Below are 18246 nucleotides of genomic sequence, written 5' to 3'. Positions count from 1 at the left end.
TCGCTAGGCCGACAAGGGCAGCTGCACCCGGAACACCGCGCCGCCACCGGCGGCATCCTCGACGGTGATACGCCCGCCGTGGGCCCGGACGATTTCCTGCACCAGGTGCAGGCCGAGGCCATGGCCGGGCTGCTCGGTCTTGCCGCGGTAGAAGGGCTGGAAGATCTGCTCGCGATCTTCCCGCGCCACGCCAGGGCCCTGGTCGGCCACGGCCACGCTGCCGTCGGCGCCGATGCGCAGGCTGACGGTGCCGACCCCGGCACCATGCACCAGGGCGTTCTGCAGCAGGTTGGTGACCACCCGGCTCAGGGCACTGGCCTGGCCCAGCACCCACACCGGCTGCTCGGGCGCCTCCAGTACCAGGTCGTCGCAACGGGCCAGGGCCAGGGGCGCGATGTCGGAAATCACCTCGCGGCCCAGGGCCACCAGGTCCACCAGCGCGAACTCCATCTTCGGTGCCTGCAGCCGTTGCAGGTCGAGCAACTGCTCGGCCACGGTGGCCAGGCGCGCCAGGTCGATCTGCAGCATGGGTTTGAGCGGGTGCGCCGGCATACCGTCGAGGCGCGCCATCAGCACGGCGATCGGCATGCGCAGCTCATGGGCGGCGTCACGCAGGAAGCGGTCGCGGGCGTGGTAGGCCTTGCTGGAGCGCTCCATGGCCGCGTTGAAGGCGCTGACCAGCGGGCGGATCTCCCGCGGCACCGAGTCCTCGGGCAGGTGCGCGTCGGGCTGCGAGATGTCCAGCGCCGCGGCGCGGCTGGCCAGCCGGCGCACCCCGCGCATGGCGCGCAGCACCACGATGGGCGTGGCCAGCAGGGTGAACAGCAGCAGCGGCGTCAGGAAGTAGGGGCTCAGCAGCCCGGTGGCCTGGACGATCAGGCTGGTGAAGCTCAGGTCGGCCACGCCGCCGACCATGATATGCACGCGCTGGCCCTGGATTTCCCTGACCTCGATGCGCATGGTCAGCTGGCGGTGTTCCGGCAGCGCGCGTATCTGCGAGATGCCGAGCACCGCCAGGTAATTGGCCAGCTCGCGGTACTCGCCCGGCACGCTGCCCAGTTCGTTACGGCGCCCGTTGCCGTCGGCGATCACCACCCACAGGCCGGGGTTGGCCGCCTGCAGCTGGCGCAACGGCTCGCTGGACTCGAACACCAGCCCCTGGGGCTGCACGGCAATGGAGTCCTCCAGGGCTTCGATCACCGCATCGTCCATGAAGGTGAACTGGTCGTCGATGATGTGATACAGGGTGCCGGCAATCGCCGCCATCAGCACCACCACCTGCATGATGCACAGCGACCACAGCAGGCGGCTGATCAGCGACGGGTTGTGGGTTTTTCTCATCGGTGTTCCTTGATCAGGTAGCCGACGCCGCGAATCACCGCGATCTCCACACCGGCCTCGGCATCCTTGAGTGCCCGGCGCAGCCTCGATACGTGGGCATCCAGGGCATTGGACTGGATCTCGTCAGCCAGGCCGTACACCGCCTCGTGCAGGTTCTCGCGCAGCACCGTGCGGCCCTGGCGGTAGATCAGCGCCTCGAGGATCAGCAACTGGCGGCGCGGCAGCGGCAGCGCCTGGCCGTCGACGATGGCCTCGCGGGCGCTGAAGTCGAATGACAGCGCGCCCAGCGTCGCGGTGGGCAGAATCATCATGGCCGGGCGCCGGGCAATCGCCCGCACCCGGGCCAGCAGTTCGTCGACGGCCACCGGCTTGACCAGGTAATCGTCGGCACCGCGATCGAGGCCGTCGACCCGCTCGGCGATCTCGCCACGGGCGGTGAGCAGCACGATGGGCAGCGCCGGGCACAGCCGCCTGGCGGTGGCGATGAAGCCCACGCCATCGCCATCGGGCAGGCCGCGGTCGAGAATCAGCAGATCGTGCACGTTCAGCCGTAAGGTGGCCCCCGCCGCAGCCAGCGAGTGCACGCTGTCCACCAGCAAACCGTGCCGGCCCAGTGCCTCTTGCAGGGCCTGGGCCATGGGCAGGTCATCTTCGACGAGGAGGATTCGCAAGGTGCATTACCGCGCGGGTTATCGGAGCGGCACATAGTAGCGGAGCCGGCAAAACCACGGCGCAATGTTCAGGCAATGTTGCCGGGTGACCATCGATAGCAACGGCCAACCAGGCCGCTGAGGCAAGGCGGCTGCCGCCCACGAGGCGTAGCTGGAGCGCCGGGCCTGTGCACGCAACTTACGGGCGGGTTGAGGCATGAAGCGAACTTTGGTGGTCTTCGGGGCGCAGCACAGCGTCGGCGCGCTGGCCGCCCGCCAGTACGGCAACCAGGGCTATGACGTGGTGCTGGTGGCCGACCATGCGCACTGCGTCGAGGCGTTGACCTGCGTGCTGGAAAGCGAAGGCATCGCCACCCGCACCTTTACCGGCGAGCTGACGCGGCCGGAGCAGGCCAGGGCGATGATCCGCTCGATCCGCAGCAGCGTCGGGCCGATCGACGCCATGTATTACGGCCTGGATTCCAGCAATGCGGCGGATCACGCCGCCGAGGCCAGCGAGCTGAGCCTGAACCTGGCCGCGCTGGTCGGCGAGCTGCTGCCGGAAATGCGCTCGCGCAAGGCCGGCGCCATCCTGCTCGATGCGGGCGCGGCGAACCTGTTGTGTGCCCATGGCGTCAATGCGCAGTACTGCCTGCAATGCCTGGAAGAGGCGCGCGCCTGTGAAGGCGTGCAGGTGGGCACGCTCAGCGTGGGCGTCTTGATCGGCGGCCAACGCGTCTGCTGAGCACGCCGCACTCGGCGCCATTGGCAGTTGCCTGAGCGGCCATTGCCGGACAGAATCGCCCGCCGTTCTGCCAAGCCCTGGCGGGCGAGCTGATCACGAGGCCGCCGTTGACCCCACACAAGTTATCCGCACGCCTTGAGCGCGTCGCCGCCCAGGTGCCGGCCGGTGCGCGGCTTGCCGATATCGGCACCGACCACGGTTACCTGCTCGTCGCGCTGATGAAGCGTGGCCTGATCAGCGCCGCGGTGGCTGGCGAGGTCGCGCTTACGCCATTGCGCGCGGTCGAACGCAGCGTGCGCGAGAATGGGCTGGGCGAGCGGATCGCCGTGCGCCTGGCCGACGGCTTGGCGGCCATCGAGCCCGGCGACCGCATCACCGCCATCAGCTTTTGCGGCATGGGCGGCGAGACCATTCGCGACATCCTCGTGCGCGACAAGGCGCGGCTTGGCGGCAACCAACGGTTGATCCTGCAACCCAACGGCGGCGAGCAGCCGCTGCGCAGGTGGCTGATGGACAACGGCTACCGCATCTGCCACGAGGAGCTGCTGCAGGAGAACCGCTTCTTCTACGAGATCATCGTCGCCGAGCCGGGTGAGCCGACGCGCTACAGCGAACGGGAACTGTATTTCGGCCCGCTGCTGCTGCAGGCGCGCGGCCCGGTGTTCGTCGCCAAATGGCAGCGCCTGCTGCGCCTCAAGCAACAGACCTTGGCTGGCCTGGCCCGCGCGCAGCGGACCCTGGCGGATGACGCGCTGGAGCAGCAGGTGCGCTGGATCGGCGAGATGCTCGCCACGGGCGGTCGTGCACCGGCCTGAAGCCGGGCACAAGCGCTCCGCTCAGTGCCCCAGGCGAATGCGCTGGTCGGCCACCGCTTCGATCAGCGCCTCGTCGTGGCTGACCAGCAGCACCGCGGTGCTGCGTTCCCGGGCCGTCTCCACCAGCAACTCGATCATCTCCTGCTGGGTGATCAGGTCGAGGCGCGAGCTGGGTTCGTCGGCGAAGATGAACACCGGGTCGAGCAGCAGCACGCGCAGCAGCGAGAAGCGTTGCAGCTCGCCGCCGGAGACGTTGCCGGGCAGCCGGTCGAGCAGGCCGCGGTCGAGGCGCAGGCGGGCGAGCAGACCGTCGATACGGCTGGCATCGAGGCGATGCAGGCTCACCAGGTCGGCCAGGCAGCGGCCCAGGGTGACGGTCGGCGGGAAGGCCGCCACCGGATCCTGGTAGAGCTTCTGGAAGGCCACGCGCGGTGCCTCGCGGCGCTTGCTCACCGTGCCGCTGCGCGCCTGCATCAGGCCGAGGATGACGTCGCCCAGGGTCGACTTGCCGCACCCGGAGGGGCCGGTCACGCCAACCACTTCGCCGGGGCGCGCGTCGAACGACAAACCCTCGAACAGCACGCGCTCACCGCGCTCCACCGCCAGGTCGCGCACCTGCACCACCGGCTCGCCGCGCAGCGCCAGCGGTTCATGACGCGGCCAGCGCGCCGGGTCGGCATCCAGCAGGCGGCGGGTGTACTCGTGGGTCGGTGCATCGAGCACCTGCGCGGCGCTGCCGCTCTCGATGATCCGGCCTTTGAGCATGATCATCACCTCGCCACCGAGCTGGCGCGCCACCTCGATATCGTGGGTGATGATCAGCAGCGCGCCGCCATCGGCGATGCCCGCCTGCAGCAGGCTGATCACTTCGCCGATGCGCGCGGCATCGAGGCCCTTGGTGGGCTCGTCGGCGATCATCACCTTGGCGCCGCCGGCGTGAGTCGCGGCGAACGCCAGGCGCTGGGCCATGCCGCCGGAGAGCTGGAACGGAAACTTCGCCTCGGCCTGCTCGATACCCAGCCCTGCCAGGTCCTGGCGGCTTTGCTGGCGCGAGGCCTGGGCACTCTTGCCGACCACGTAGCGGTAGGTTTCGCTCACTTGGTCGAGGGCGCGCATGGTCGGGTCCAGGCTCAGCCAGGGCTCCTGGGGCAACACGGCGAGTTCGCGGCCCCAGGCGGCACGCCGGCCGCTGGCCTGGCCCGGCTCGCGCAGGCCGCTGGCCAGCTCGATCTCGCCGTGGGCCGAGAGGCCCGCTGGCAGGTTACCGACTATGCCCTGGGCGAACAGGCTCTTGCCCGAGCCGGTTTCGCCGATGATGGTCAGCACCTTGCCGGGCCACAGCTCGATGGACAGCGGCTCGACCAGTTGCGCCGTGGCGGTGCGGATGGCCAGGGCGCGGGTGCTCAGCAGTGGTTTCATGGCTTGCGCCCCCCGGCAATCAGCAGCAGTGACAGAACGATGAGAAAGATCACGGTGATCGGCAGGGCGATCACCGAGGGTGCCTCGGCGAAGTACGGCAGCAGCTCGGTGATCATCAGCCCCAGCTCGGCGGTGGGCGGCTTGACGCCGACGCTGACGAAGCCCAGGGCGGCGATGGCCATGATCGCTGCGGCGGCGCCGAAGGCGGCGATGGTCATCAGCATGGGCGCCAGTTCCGGCAGCAGGTGGCGGCGGATGATGTACGCCGGGCCGAAGCCGAGCAGCTGCGAGGCGGCCACCGCCGGCGAGGCCAGCACGGTGCGCGCCAGGGCGCGGGTCATGCGGAAGTACTCGATCCACAGCACCAGCGCCACCGCGCCATACAGGGCAAGGAACGAGCCGGGGTAGATGGCCACGATCAGCAGCACCAGCAGCAGGCCGGGCAGGGCCAGGAACATCTCGGCCAACAGCCCAAGGGCCTTGTCGACCCAGCCGCCTTTCCAGGCCGCCAGGATGCCCAGCAGCACGCCGGGAATGGCCGCAGTGGCCACGCTGATCAGCGCCAGGCCCAGTGACAAACGCACCGCGGCGGCCAGGCGGGCGAGCATGTCGCGGCCCAGGTGATCGGTGCCCAGCGGGTGGGCGCTACTCATGCCGGTGAGAATCGCGCTGTAGTCCTGCTTGGCGATGTCCACGCCCCACAGCAGCGGCACGCCGACGGCGAAGGCGACCAGCGCGGCGAGCAGGGCGAGGCCGATGAAACGAACGGGCGTGCGCGCGCTGGGCGCCGCCTCGGCGATAGCGGTTTCCAGGCTCATGCGGTTCTCCGGCGCGGGTCGATCAGGTGGTTGAGCAGGTCCACGGCGGTGTTCAGCAGCACGAACATCAGGCCCATGGCCAGGGCGGTGCCCTGCACCATGGGGACGTCGCGCTGGACGATGGCGTGCACCAGGCCGTGGCCGATGCCCGGCCAGGCGAACAGCGTCTCGACCACCACCACGCCCTCGATCAGGTACACCAGCTGTACCCCCAAGTACGTCACCACCGGCACGCCGATATTGCGCAGGCCATGGCGCATGAATACCTGGGTGCCGCTCAGCCCCTTGAGGCGGCCGAAGGCGAAATAGGCGGATGACGCCACCGCCACGGTGGCGTCCCGTGCCACCCGGGAAGAAACCGCCGCCAGACCCAGCGCCAGGGTCAGCGTCGGCAGAATGGTATGGATGAAGCTGCCATGGCCGGCGGACGGCAGCACCATCAGCCACACCGAGAAGATCAGCACCAGAATCACCCCGAGCACGAAGTGCGGGATGGCCCGGGTGACCGTGCTGAGCAGCAGCAGGCCGCGATCCAGCACGCCGCCCGGGCGCAGCCCGGCGAAGATGCCGATCGGCGGGCCGATCAGCAAGGACAGCAGCACGGCGCCGACCGCCAGGCGCACGGAGCTGCCCAGCTCGTGGGCGACCATGTCCAGCACCGGCCGACCGGTGACCAGCGAGTTGCCCAGGTCGAGGCTCAGCAGGTCGCCGATCCACGCGGTGAAGCGCCACAGCACCGGCTGGTCCAGGCCCAGCTCGGCACGCACCGCTTCGGCGGCGGCGCTGTTGACCATGTCGTAGCCGTAGCGCCCAGCGGCGATGCGATAGGCCGCATCACCGGGCAGCAGGCTCATCAGCAGAAAGGTCAGGGCGCCGATCAGCACCGCGACCATCACCGCCTGCAGCAGGCGAAAGCCAAGCAAGCGCATCATGGGCGCCACCGCATGCTGCTCAGGCCGAAGGTGCGCTCGAACGGGTCGATGGCGGCGCCTTCCACCTGGCTGGACACGGCGATGGACTGGCGGTACCAGGCGACCGGAATCAGCGGCAGGTCGTTCTGCACCAGGGCCATCAGCTTATTGCGCAGTTGCTGTTGCGCGGCCGGGTCATCGCTGGCCAGCAGAGCGGTCAGGGTCTGCTCGAACTGCGGGTTGTTCCAGCCCAGCGGGCCCCACTCGGCGCCGCCGTTGCCGAAGTCGGCCATCAGGGTCAGCAGCGGGTCGGGCACCAGGGCGTAGTTGCGCCCGTACAGGGCCAGTTGCAGGGTGCCGTCGTTGTGGGCCGCGGGGATCGCGCTGGCGTTGGTCACCGCCACCTCCACGTCCACGCCCACCTCACGCAGCTGCGCCTGCAGGGCGGTGGCGATCAGTGGCAGTTCCGGGCGATCGGAGTAGGTCAGCAGCTTGAGCTGCAGGCGCTGCCCGTCCTTTTCCAGAATGCCGTCGGCGCCTGGCGTCCAGCCCTGAGCCTCGAGCAGCTCGCGGGCCGCCTGCGGGTCGTACTTCAGTGGCGGCAGGCTGGCGTCGTGCCAGGCCGGCACGCTGCTTGCGAACATCTGCGTCGCGCCGGTGCCCGGAGCGCGCAGCACGGCGGCGGTAATGCCTTCGCGGTTGATCGCCAGGCTCAGCGCCTGGCGCACCTCCACCGGCGCGGTGGCACCGCTACCGGCATTCGCCGCCAGCACCAGCACGCGCGGCACCGGGCCCATCAGCACCTGCACCTTGGGGTTGCGCTGCAGGCGGGCGATGCTCGGTGGGTCGAGCTGGAACACCAGTTCGGCGCCGCCGCTCTCGGCCATCAGCGAGCGGGTTTCGCCGCGGCCGGCACCCAGGTAGGTGGCCTTGCCGATGCTCGGTTTTTCGCCCCAATAATCGTCGAAGCGCTCGGCGGCAAGGCGCTGCGGCGGCTCCAGCAGGGTCAGCCGGTAGGGGCCGGTGGCGATGATCTGTTTGACGTTGTCATCGGCATCGTAAGCTGCGCTGGCGAGGATGTTGGTGGACGAGTGAGCCAGCAGCGCCGCCAGCGGCTTGAAGGGTTTGCTGAGGGTGATCACCACGTCATTGCCATTCGCGCTGATTGCGGTGATTGGCGCATCACGCAGCATGCCGGGCTTCTTGCGCGCCGCCTCCAGGGCATGGGCGGCGACGGCGGCGGTGAGGTCACTGCCGTCGTGAAACTTCACGCCCTGGCGGATCGCCAGGGTCCACTGCTTGCCGTCGCCCGCCACGCTCCAGCGCTCGGCCAGGGCGGGCAGTGGCTGGCCCTTGGCATCGGCTTCGAGCAGGGTTTCGGTGATCTGCATGCGCTGGAAGATAAACCCGGAAATCGCCGGATCCAGCCCGCCGATCTCGGACGGCGCGACCACGTCGAACACGCGGTCTTCGGCGGCGACATGGGCGGATGTCAGGGTCAGCCAGGCGGCGAAGGCGCCGGCGAGCAGCGAGAGGCGAGGGCGGTTCCTGGAATGCATGGGCAGGTCCTTGGCGAGTTTCGACGAGGGCAGGGCGTCGCCGCGCTGCCCAATGAGAAAAATGGGGGGCGGCTAATATAGTAATGTTATGTTGTATCGTCTAGCGGAGAGTGAATAGCACTGCGCCGCAGCGGGTGAAGCTAGGCGTGCGAGGCGAGGGCGGCAGCCGCGCGCAGGGCGCTGATGAAGACCTCCATCGACCGGCTGTTCGTGGCGCCCTGGCGGGTGATGCAGTGGCAGGTCGCCTGATAGCCGAAGCGCGCCGGCCAGATCGGCCGCAGCACGCCACGCGCCACCAGCACCTCGGCATAGTGGGTCGGCAGGTAACCGATGAAGTGGCCGGAGGCGACCAGCGAGGCGACGGCCTCGGTCGACGAGGCGCTGGACACGCTGTTGAACGGAAAGGTGAACGGCTTGCGGTTTTCCACTACCAGGCCGCGGTCGACATACTGGGCGGTGAAGATATCGGCATCGCTGAGCGTGCTGTCGGCGCGCCCGAACATCGGGTGGCCCTGACCGCAATAGAGGTTCTGCTCTTCGTCGAACAGCGCCAGGTAATGCAGCCCCGAGAGCTGGTGGTCGAACACGCCGATGGCCAGGTCCAGGTCGCCATTGATCACCGCCTGTTCCAGCCCTTCGGCGGTGAGCACCTGCAGTACCAGGCGGGTGTCCGGGATCGCCTCGCGCAGCTTGCCGAGGGCATAGGGCAGGGGCGCCGGTTGCAGGGTGATCAGGTTGTCGAGGCTGCCGACCCGCAGGGTCTCGGGGTGGTGGGTATTGAGCAGCACCAGGCGCTGGCGGAAGCGCTCCATGTCGGCGTACAGCTCCTGGGCGGCGGCGTACACCTGGGCGCCTTGCTCGGTCAGCTGGAAGCCGCCCTTGCCGCGCCGGCACAGGGTGTATCCCAGGCGGGTTTCCAGATCCCGTACCGTCACGCTCAGGCGCGGCAGGCTGGTATTGAGCGGCACCTGGGCAGCGGTAAAGCCGCCCGCCTCGACGATCGAGCAAAAGATGCGCAGCATTTTCAGATCGATATCCGAGAGGTTGGCCAGCATGGTGTCGTCCGCCCATTGAGTCTGTGTTCAACGCCTGCCGATTATGGCAGCTGCCGATGGCCCGGTGCGGCAGGTTAGAAATGGGTGCTGATGAAGTGCCCTGCCGCCAGCACCAAGCCCAGACTTAGGGAGGTGAAGGAGGCCAGCGACACCAGGCGAAACGCCTGGGTCGTGTCCACGGTCTTCGAGAAGGCCATGGGCACGAAGGTCAGCGGGTTGATCACGCCGCCGAACAGTACCAGTGCGTAAATCCAGCCCGGCATGTCCGGTACGGCGAGGGCGGTGGAGACCATCACCGTACCCATCACGATCCAGTCGATATGGGCCTGGCGAATGCGCATCGGGTTGATCACGCCCAGCGCCCGGGCCTTTTCCGGGTAGTCGACGCAGGTGAGCACGGCGAAGCCGGAGAGGGCGCCAAGGGCGAGAGACAACAGGGCAGTGGCGAGCAGTACGTCGTTCATGATGAGTCTTCGAAAAATGCAATGGGGCGGCGCTGGCGGGCTCGTCAGCGCCGTTGATGGGTCACTTGTCGCGCAGTGCGATGCCGCTGCGTGGGCGACGGTCGACGTGCAGCTCGAACACGTCCGGGCGCAGGTAGTGGCCGGCCACATCCAGGTCATGGCGCTGGGCATCCACGCAGTCCAGGTCGAGGGTCGCCAGCACGATGCCGGCTTCGCCCACCAGCGGCGGCGCAACCCATTGGCCGTCCGGGCCGACCACGCCCGAGCCGCCGGCGAACAGCACGCCATCGACCGATTGCTCGGCGCCGGCGCCCTGGCGATAGGCATCCAGCAGGTCGGCGGGCAGGTCGGCAGTGGTCAGGTACTGGCCGGCACAGAGCACGAAACAGCGCCCCTCGAAGGCATAGGAGCGGGCGGCGATGTGGTGCATCTCCGGCATGTCCGGCCATACGGCGACGTGGATCTGCTCATCCTGGGCATGCAGCGCCTGGCGGGCCAGCGGGTGCCAGTGCTCCCAGCAGATCAGCCCGCCGACGCGGCCGACCGAGGTATCGACCACGCGCAGGCCGGCGGCATCGCCATTGGCCCAGACGTTGCGCTCGGTGTGGGTCGGCGTGAGTTTGCGGTGCACGTTGAGCAGGCAACCGTCATCGCCGATGGTCACCAGCGAGTTGAACAGCGAACCACTCTGCGGGCGCGCCCGCTCGTTGATGCCCACCACCATGCACACTTTGTGCTCGCGGGCGGCGGCACGCATCGGCGCCAGGCCGTCGTTCATATCGTCGTGGGCGCCGAGCACCGGGCTGTCGGCGAGCAGCCGCTGGTACCAGTGCTTGGCGTGGGCGTCGTCCCAGCCGGCCATGCCGAACACCCAGGCCGGGTAACCGCTCAGCCAGGTTTCCGGAAACACCACCAGCTGCGCACCGCGGGCGGCGGCCTCGGCGATATGCGCCACGGCGCGTTCCAGCGATTGCGCGGTGTCGAGCACGGCCGGGGGCTGTTGGATAAGGGCGACGGTCTTGTTGTTCATGGGCATGCACCTGAAACGCGGGTGAGCGAGGACGGCCCGGCCGCCCTCAGGGGTAGGTTTGCGGAAGACTGCAGTGGGCTAGAGGTGATTCGGCGCGGCGCAAGGTCGCTTGCTGCCGGTCAAGGCCAGCAGGTAGTAGAGGCCGCCGCCCATCAGCAGGCCGGGAATGAACGCCACGTCCGCACCGCCCAGTGCCTCGGCGACCGGGCCGACATAGAAGGGCAGCGAGAAGAACGGGATCATGCAGATGAAGGCGGCGGCGTAGGAGAGGATGCCCTGCCACGCCCAGCGGCCATAGATACCCTGCGGGTTGAAGATCTCGCCTATCGAATACTGGCCCTTGCGCACCCCATAGAAGTCGACCAGGTTCACCGCCGTCCACGGGATCAGGAAGTACAGCATCAGCAGCACGAAGCCGTTGAAGCTGCTCATGTACGCCTCGGGCAGCGACAGCGAGACGATGATCGAGGTCACGCCCACCAGCGTCAGCCCGGCCACGCGCAGGCCAAGGGTCGGGCGTACCGGGCGGAAACCATCCACCGCGCTGATGCCGGTGAGCATCGCGCCGTAGCAGTTCACGCCCGTCACCGACAGTTGCGCAGCGGCGCCGACCAGCACCACGAACACGCCAAAACCCGGGAAGAAATGGTTGCCGGTGGTCACCAGGGCGACGATGCCATCGGCGCCCGGCAGGTAGGTGGCGAGCACCGCCCCCAGCGACATCAGCCACACCGCCGAGCCGGCCGCGCCCAGGTAGGTCCAGAAGATCAACCTGCCGCTCGGTGCATCCTCGGGCAGGTAGCGCGAGTAGTCGGACACGTACACCGAATAGCTGATGTTGTAGCCGGCGGCGAGGGACAGCTGCACCAGAAACGCGGTGGTGTCCCAATGCGGCGTGGCGGCCACCGTCACGGCCGAAGCCTCGGGCAGGGCGGTAACGGCCATCACCGTGACCACCGCGAAGGTGGCGATCAGCACATAGGTGAGCCAGCGCTGCACGAAATGCAGCAGGTCATAACCCACCACCGCGACGATGATCGACAGCACCACCAGCGCCGGGTACCAGAACGCCTTGCTGCCGGGCAGCACCAGCTGCAGGGCCTGGGTGACCAGAATCACCCCGAACACGATAAAACCGATATACACGAACACCGTCGCCGCGAACGGCACGATGGCGCCGCGGCTGCCGAACTGCGCCCGCGACTGGATCATCTGCGGCAGGCCCATCTTCGGCCCCTGGTTGGCATGCAGCGCCATGAAGATGGTGCCGAAACAGGCACCGAGCGCCACCGCGAGCATGCTCCACAGCATGCCGAGCCCCATGCTCGGGCCGGTGAAGCCGACCATCATGGTCAGGAAAACGAAGTTGCCAGTGAACCAGAACGGCCCCTGGTGCCAGATCTTTCCATGGCGTTCTTCACGGCACGTAATCGATCGAGCGAACTTCGAGCCGGGGCAGCTCGCGTCCGGCATTGCTCGGCGTGTTCATAGGGCGCCTCTTGTTGTTATGCGCTTATCTGGAGGCCTTGGCGCCGCGGGCTAAGCCCATGCCAGCGCAGGCCGGCTGAGTATTGGGCGCGCGCTGGAGGGCTGTAAATTCCGGGTTTCTGAAGCTGACTTTCGGGAAAGTGGAAGTGTTCTGGAGTGGCTCGCCGGGCACTGGCGTTACAACAGGAGGCTACGCGAATGGCACCCACAGCAAACCTTTACTGAAACGGACGAAGGTGGCGATTAAAAAAATAAATCTGTTCTCTTCCGTGGCTGTCCCTTGGCGGCGCTATCGCAAGGCGGCCAATGAACTAGTCGAAGCTCACCGGGCTCAGATGGCCTGATCCGCCAGCATCCGTTCCCCATATCCGTGGAAACGCTGTCTCGCTTAGCTAGTACAGAGGACTCAGCATGACCAACACCACGCCCGTAAAAGATCTGCGAATAGAGACGATTCGCGGACTGGCACTGTTCCTGATGGTAGCGGGCCATGTCATCGGCAGTTCGTCCGACCTGGGCATGAAGGTGCCCGACGACTCCGTGCTGCGCTACCTCTACGACTCCCTCGTTTACATCCGCATGCCGCTGTTCACCGCCATCTCCGGCTACGTCTATGCACTGCGTCCGTTGCACACCGGCAGTGATCTCTCGCGCTTCTACAGAGGCAAGTTCAAACGCATCGGCATACCGCTATTGACGGTCTCGACGCTGTTCTTCGTCTTGCAGATGGTCGTACCCAACACCAACGACAAGCCGCAGCTCACCGATATTTTCAGCATCTACTTGTTCAGCTACGCGCACTTCTGGTTCCTGCAGTCGATCTTCTGCATCTTCGTGGTGATCTCCCTGCTGGAGAAAGCCGGCCTGTTGCTGAGCCTGCGCAACTATGGCCTGGTGTTCGCGGTGGCATTGGCGGCGTCCTTCGCGTCGGAGAGTTTTCCGAACCTGTTCAGCCTCGACAGGGCAGTAGAGCTGTTCCCGTTTTTCCTGCTGGGTCTGGGGCTCTACCGCTTCAGCGAGCGACTGATCACCCGTAGCAGCGTGATCACCATGGCCGTGGCGCTGGCGATCCTGACGTGCATCGACCAGGCCTATCTATTCGCGCTGGTCCATCTCGACGAGACCGACCTGGCCGTGGTCGGCACCGCCCTGGGCCTGGCGGCTATCAGCCTGTTGGTCGCTCGCCGCTTCTACTTCAAACCGCTGGCCTGGCTGGGCTACTTCGCCTTCGAGATCTACCTGTTCCACGTCTTCGGCACGGCAGGTGCGCGCATCATGCTGAACAAGCTGCAGGTGCACGAGGCCTGGCTGGTCTTCACCGTCAGCATGCTGCTGGGGCTGTTCATGCCGGTGGCATTCAAGCTGGTGCTGGAGCGGATCAGCGCGCTGCACTTTCTCAGCGTGGCCTTTTTCGGCGCCAAAACGCGGGTCAACCGCGCGACCGCGCCGTTACAGAAGAAGGCCACCGCCTGACGATGTGATCGAACTGCGTTGTGCCAACAGGCGTTATCAGGCTGAGAGACCTGTAACGCCTGACACGGCCATCAAAATGGTGTCTGGTCCTGAGCCCGATCGCGGCCGTTCGGCTCTGATATCCAGTGAAGATGCTTGCGAGCACCTGAGCTCCCGCGAGGCGTTGGTAGGCGCCTGTGATATCGCTTAGACTCGCCGCTCCGCAGGAGAGAGGTGGTCACATGGCCATCCGCCGAAGGCGCAAACTCCCATAATCGCTCAGGCCCAGCACTGCGGAATCCATAAACGCCAACTGGAGAGAGGCTGCCACGCGCAGCCCACCGAAGGGGCAAGCAGCCAGGCGCTGCTCAAACTCTCAGGTACGCAGGACAGAGGGAGAGGCATCCGAACGCAGGAGTTCTGTGTGCTTCTCTACGTCTATTTGATCGCAATCACCGCCGAAGCCATGTCCGGGGCGCTCGCCGCAGGCCGTCGTAAACTGGATATGTTCGGGGTTAGCCTGATCGCCTTTATTACCGCTCTTGGTGGCGGAACCGTCAGGGATCTGCTGCTGGGTAATTACCCCGTTACCTGGACGCAGCACCCGCCCTACATCTACCTGACCATCTGTGCAGGCCTGCTCACTATCTACATCGCCCGCCTGGTACATCGGCTACACCGGCTTTTTCTCTTGCTCGACGCCATGGGCCTGATCGCCTTCACGGTAATCGGCTGCAACGTCGCTCTAGAGCTCGGATACTCCCTGCCTGTGATCGTCATAGCCGGGATCACCACGGGCATATTCGGCGGCATTCTGCGCGACATTCTCTGCAACCGAACCCCTCTGGTGCTCTGCGAAGAGCTCTACGCCAGCGTCTCACTGATGGTCGCCTTGCTCTACCTGGGGCTACGTCACCTTGGTATACCCGAAGACCTCAACCTTCTGGTCTCTTTCACGGCCGGCCTAAGCTTGCGCCTGGCAGCCATTCGTTGGTCGCTATCCCTTCCGGTTTTCTCCTATGAGCCAAGTCGCTGGGACAAGTAGCGCCAGATCAGCGGCGTGAGCACCGCCAACTGGGAAGACCAAAGAACCTCGACAGAAATGTGAATTGTCCTGACTGACCAATGACCGATAGCAGAGCGGCGACAGGCTCCGGTCGGGCTGCGACAACCCACACGTCGAAATTATCGTGTTGATCTGTTTGGCCACTGCTGCTCGATGGTCTGAGGCGGAAAAGCTCAAGCCGCATTCGGTGCGTAACCGGGTGATTAGCCTCAGTGGCACCAAAAGCGGCAGGGTGTGATCAGTTCCTGTCTCTGCTGAGCTTGAGGCCAGGATCATTAGCCATGAAAAGGGGACGAGGATGAAAAGGGAAAAGATTTGTTTTTATAGCGCTACCTGTTAGCTCGGCTTGTAGGTTGCTGAAAACCGATGACCAGGCTGGGCAGCGCAGAAATCGGCCAAAGTAGTCATTCGCGATGATGAACGCGCCTTACCAGACTAAAAGGCATCCAGTGCGCTACAGAGACCTGCCTTCTCAACAGGCTCGTTCTCAGCTTTCCCAGCAGAGCCTAAGCGCTGCAGGCCGATCACGCACATTCCGCTATCCAACAGGATCAGCTCATAGTCCTGGCCCGCCTTCGGGGTGAAGCGAAAGCTTTGCTGGCAGCTATAGGAATAGCCACCCGAGATGTAGCCAGTGCTCTGGAAGTTCATGGCGAAAGGCTTGCCTGCCGGCACTTTCAGCTCGCTGCGCGCCAGCCCTTGCCCGCCCACCTCGCGGCCACTCGCGGGCATGCCCAGGCTGCGGCCGTTGTTCTGGTCGGCAAAGCCGGATTGGGCCACGGCCATTATCCCGGCGCCGGGCACACGCCAGTCGATGCAATCACTGCCCGGTACGCCACGGGCCATACCGTTGGTGATAACGCGCAACCGTGCGGTATCACCTGAGGCTGGTTCCACGTAGGCGGTTGAGTAAGCACGGATATTGGCAATGTTGCCGCAGGCACTGACGGCCAAAGCCAGGCCTGCTATCAGAAACGCTCTCATGGAAAATCCTTTTTCGAGTGTTAACGGCCAGCGGTAGGAACCCTGCAAATTACCAGATGTAGCATCCAATGTTCAGCCTGTCGACTTTCCTACACGCAAAGAAAAACCCCTGACTTCCGCTAGGAAATCAGGGGTTCTGGTTTGGTGGAGCCGGGGGGATTTGAACCCCCGTCCGCCAGTTCTCCACTGTCGGTACTACATGCTTAGCCGTGTCTATTGAGTTAACCCTCAGCCGCCCGACGGGCAGGGTGCTTTGGGCGAGTTGTGTAAGTTTTAGCCACTTCGTCCACAACGTACTACGCGGCGATCCTGTTCTGCATGACAATCACTTCGAGTTTACAGGCATCCTCTAGTGATCGCTGGAGCCGAAGCTACCAGAAGGACTAGTCGCGCCGCTTACGCAGCGAGAGCGTAGCCCTCGTAGTTTTCGTCATTGGCAACTATAGAAAGTTGCAACAGTGGATTTACGACTTCTGTTACCAAGTCGGCATGCACCTCGAGCTTCGCTACCGGCGTCGAATCCTAATCGGCCCCGAAACTGCAAGACCTGCAGTATACGCCAAAAGGGTCGGTGGCGTCGACCCGGACGTACGCTGCAGGCTGCAATCAGGCCGGCAGCGGGGCCGGCCTGACGGGCAATTAGCGGGTCGCGCCGCTGCCGTCGTCACCCGGGGCGTCGAGCATCTGCAGGGCTTCCTGGGCGTAGGTGCCGCAGGATTCCAGGTCGCCGGCAGCCTGGGCGTCGGTGGCTTTCTTCTTGGCTTCCGTAACCTGCTGCTTGAGCGGCTCGGGCAGGGTGGCCTTGGTCGCCACGGCATTGTCGAGTTTCTGCAGGTTGACGGTGCACAGGTCATCGGCTGCGAAGGCGGGTGCAGCCAGAACGGCGGCAATGACGAACATGGATACGCGCTTCATGTGGTAATCCTCTCATCACGAATTGAGCCCCGGTGCCGCCCTGGTTGAGGGTGAGGAGAGCCGGGAGCGAGCAACCCAAATCATTTGGGCTTACTGAAGCTGACTGGCCTTTCGCGATGGCGGTTCAGTGTTTTTCTGGTGGCGTATCGCCTGCCTCAAAACGGTGCGGCGTCGACCGGGTCGGCATGCACCAGCACCTCGGCCTGGGCGAATTCGCCGCGGATGGCAGCCTCCACCTGCTCGCACAGGGCGTGGGCCTGGTTGAGGCTGAGGCTACCTGGCAGATCGACGTGCAACTGCACGAACCAGCGGGTGCCGGAGAGGCGCGTGCGCAGGTCGTGGATGCCGATGACCCCGGGCACCGCGCAAGCCAGCTCGCTCATGCGCGTGCTCACGTCAGGGGCCAGTTCCTGGTCCATCAATACGCTGACCGACTGGCGGCCGATGCTCACTGCGCTCCACAGGATGTAGGCGGCGATGCCGATGGCGAACAGTGCGTCGCCCCGTTGCCAGCCCAGGTAGGCGAGTAGCAGGGCGAGGAGGATGCCGCCGTTGAGCAGCAGGTCGGAGCGGTAGTGCAGCGAGTCGGCACGGATCGCCGTGGAGCCGGTCTGGCGCACCACGTGATGCTGGAACAGCAGCAGGGCGACGGTCAGCAGCATGGACAGCAGCATTACCGCGATACCCAGGGCCTGGGCGGTCAGTGGTTCCGGCTGGCGCAGGCGCTCGAAGCCCTGCACCGCGACGAGTATCGCACTGGCGCCAATGAACAGCGCCTGGCCCATGCCGGCCAGTGCTTCGGCCTTGCCGTGGCCGTAACGGTGATCGTCGTCGGCGGGGCGCAGGGCGATGTTCACGGCGATCAGGTTGAGCAGCGAGGCGGCGCTGTCGAGCAGTGAATCGGTGAGGCCGGCCAGCAAACTGACCGAGCCGCTGGCCCACCAGGCCACGGCCTTGCACAGCACCAGGGTCAGCGCCACGCAGAGTGCGGCGGCGGTGGCCTGGCGCATCAGGCGGGCGTGCTGGCGGTCGAGGGTCATGGGCGATCCATGGCGTGCGGCAGGGGTGAGCCCATCATCGCTGACGGGCTGCGCGGGTCAATCAGGCGGCAGGACGCAGGCCATAGGCTGCCAGTTGCTCGGTGCTGCCGCTGTGCTGGATCAGGCGCGGGTCGTCGAGTGGCAGGCTGTGGCCGGTCTGGGTTTCGATCAGCGCCTTGAGCTTGGCAGTGTCGACCTTGCCGTCGGCATCCACCACGTCCTTGAGCGATTGCGGGTCGACCTGGGCGTTGAGGCCGCCTGGCAGGTAGATCGCGCCGGTGGCGAAGTCGACGCCAAAGGCGATCAGGCCGGGGATCACGTAGAAGAGAATGCCGATGGCGTTCAGGCCGGCGACGAGGGGGTCGATACGGCCTTCGATCTGGCCGCGGCGATCGGGAAAGAAGATGGTGCCGCAGGCGGACAGTTGAGTGACCAATGTAACGGCGAGAACGCCGCCGATAACGCGGGATTTCGTGCGCATCGAGCACCTCCAG

At 65.9% G+C, this 18246-nt stretch carries 17 protein-coding genes, 1 other RNA gene, 1 pseudogene and 1 riboswitch; of the genes and pseudogenes, 4 read left to right on the top strand and 15 right to left on the bottom strand.

What is annotated here, in order from left to right; all coding sequences use genetic code 11:
- Positions 1-3: 3 nt before the first annotated feature.
- The gene (locus tag QYS36_RS17070; protein ID WP_308840622.1) at positions 4-1341 is read right to left on the bottom strand and encodes a HAMP domain-containing sensor histidine kinase; all 1338 of its coding nucleotides are present in this window, start codon (positions 1339-1341) and stop codon (positions 4-6) included.
- Complete coding sequence (locus tag QYS36_RS17065) at positions 1338-2012, bottom strand: response regulator transcription factor (RefSeq protein ID WP_308840621.1); 675 nt, start codon at positions 2010-2012, stop codon at positions 1338-1340. Before QYS36_RS17065 ends, QYS36_RS17070 begins: the two co-directional genes overlap by 4 nt.
- Positions 2013-2208: 196 nt before the next feature.
- Here QYS36_RS17065 and QYS36_RS17060 point away from each other — a divergent pair, with 196 nt between their 5' ends.
- Together QYS36_RS17060 and QYS36_RS17055 are read left to right on the top strand one after the other, a co-directional pair.
- Positions 2209-2736, top strand: a complete 528-nt coding sequence (locus tag QYS36_RS17060; protein ID WP_308840620.1) for an SDR family NAD(P)-dependent oxidoreductase — start codon at positions 2209-2211, stop codon at positions 2734-2736.
- A gap of 107 nt (positions 2737-2843) precedes the next feature.
- Entirely contained in the window at positions 2844-3551 is a 708-nt protein-coding gene (locus tag QYS36_RS17055; RefSeq protein WP_308840619.1) for a tRNA (adenine(22)-N(1))-methyltransferase TrmK, read from the top strand.
- 21 nt (positions 3552-3572) lie between these two features.
- On the opposite strand, the gene QYS36_RS17050 is transcribed toward QYS36_RS17055, so the two are convergent.
- The 8 genes and pseudogenes from QYS36_RS17050 to QYS36_RS17015 form a co-directional block, all read right to left on the bottom strand.
- Positions 3573-4970, bottom strand: coding sequence for an ATP-binding cassette domain-containing protein (locus QYS36_RS17050; RefSeq protein WP_308840618.1), 1398 nt, complete (start codon positions 4968-4970; stop codon positions 3573-3575).
- Positions 4967-5788 (bottom strand): ABC transporter permease, encoded by an 822-nt coding sequence (locus QYS36_RS17045; RefSeq protein WP_308840617.1) that lies wholly within the window; start codon positions 5786-5788, stop codon positions 4967-4969. The genes QYS36_RS17050 and QYS36_RS17045 overlap by 4 nt, the downstream gene beginning before the upstream one ends.
- Positions 5785-6720 carry an ABC transporter permease gene (locus QYS36_RS17040; RefSeq protein WP_308840616.1) on the bottom strand — a complete coding sequence of 312 codons (936 nt, stop codon included), beginning with the start codon at positions 6718-6720 and terminating at the stop codon, positions 5785-5787. The genes QYS36_RS17045 and QYS36_RS17040 overlap by 4 nt, the downstream gene beginning before the upstream one ends.
- Positions 6717-8258, bottom strand: coding sequence for an ABC transporter substrate-binding protein (locus QYS36_RS17035; protein ID WP_308840615.1), 1542 nt, complete (start codon positions 8256-8258; stop codon positions 6717-6719). The genes QYS36_RS17040 and QYS36_RS17035 overlap by 4 nt, the downstream gene beginning before the upstream one ends.
- Positions 8259-8398: 140 nt before the next feature.
- Positions 8399-9313, bottom strand: coding sequence for a LysR family transcriptional regulator (locus QYS36_RS17030; protein WP_308840614.1), 915 nt, complete (start codon positions 9311-9313; stop codon positions 8399-8401).
- A gap of 74 nt (positions 9314-9387) precedes the next feature.
- The gene (locus QYS36_RS17025; RefSeq protein ID WP_308840613.1) at positions 9388-9777 is read right to left on the bottom strand and encodes a hypothetical protein; all 390 of its coding nucleotides are present in this window, start codon (positions 9775-9777) and stop codon (positions 9388-9390) included.
- Positions 9778-9838: 61 nt separating this feature from the next.
- Complete coding sequence (locus QYS36_RS17020; protein ID WP_308840612.1) at positions 9839-10807, bottom strand: carbon-nitrogen hydrolase family protein; 969 nt, start codon at positions 10805-10807, stop codon at positions 9839-9841.
- 78 nt (positions 10808-10885) lie between these two features.
- Positions 10886-12296: pseudogene (locus QYS36_RS17015) on the bottom strand (purine-cytosine permease family protein).
- A gap of 410 nt (positions 12297-12706) precedes the next feature.
- On the opposite strand from QYS36_RS17015, the gene QYS36_RS17010 reads away from it, so the two are divergent.
- Complete coding sequence (locus QYS36_RS17010) at positions 12707-13768, top strand: acyltransferase (protein WP_308840610.1); 1062 nt, start codon at positions 12707-12709, stop codon at positions 13766-13768.
- A 193-nt stretch (positions 13769-13961) separates the two neighbouring features.
- Positions 13962-14051, top strand: a riboswitch (glycine riboswitch).
- Positions 14052-14171: 120 nt separating this feature from the next.
- Complete coding sequence (locus tag QYS36_RS17005) at positions 14172-14792, top strand: trimeric intracellular cation channel family protein (RefSeq protein WP_308840609.1); 621 nt, start codon at positions 14172-14174, stop codon at positions 14790-14792.
- Between the two features lie 456 nt (positions 14793-15248).
- Here the strand turns inward: QYS36_RS17005 and QYS36_RS17000 are convergent, their stop codons facing one another.
- From QYS36_RS17000 to QYS36_RS16980, 5 genes are all read right to left on the bottom strand, one after another.
- Positions 15249-15797 carry a hypothetical protein gene (locus QYS36_RS17000; RefSeq protein ID WP_308840608.1) on the bottom strand — a complete coding sequence of 183 codons (549 nt, stop codon included), beginning with the start codon at positions 15795-15797 and terminating at the stop codon, positions 15249-15251.
- Positions 15798-15939: 142 nt separating this feature from the next.
- Positions 15940-16331, bottom strand: a transfer-messenger RNA (tmRNA) gene (gene ssrA / locus QYS36_RS16995).
- Positions 16332-16436: 105 nt separating this feature from the next.
- Positions 16437-16712 carry a hypothetical protein gene (locus QYS36_RS16990; RefSeq protein ID WP_308840607.1) on the bottom strand — a complete coding sequence of 92 codons (276 nt, stop codon included), beginning with the start codon at positions 16710-16712 and terminating at the stop codon, positions 16437-16439.
- Between the two features lie 155 nt (positions 16713-16867).
- Positions 16868-17752, bottom strand: coding sequence for a cation diffusion facilitator family transporter (locus QYS36_RS16985; protein ID WP_308840606.1), 885 nt, complete (start codon positions 17750-17752; stop codon positions 16868-16870).
- Between the two features lie 61 nt (positions 17753-17813).
- Positions 17814-18233, bottom strand: a complete 420-nt coding sequence (locus QYS36_RS16980; protein WP_308840605.1) for a polyribonucleotide nucleotidyltransferase — start codon at positions 18231-18233, stop codon at positions 17814-17816.
- Between the last annotated feature and the right edge of the window lie 13 nt (positions 18234-18246).

This window comes from Pseudomonas sp. G34, from assembly GCF_031119625.1.
GTDB lineage: Bacteria > Pseudomonadota > Gammaproteobacteria > Pseudomonadales > Pseudomonadaceae > Aquipseudomonas.
This window is presented reverse-complemented; position numbering and strand designations above follow the sequence as displayed.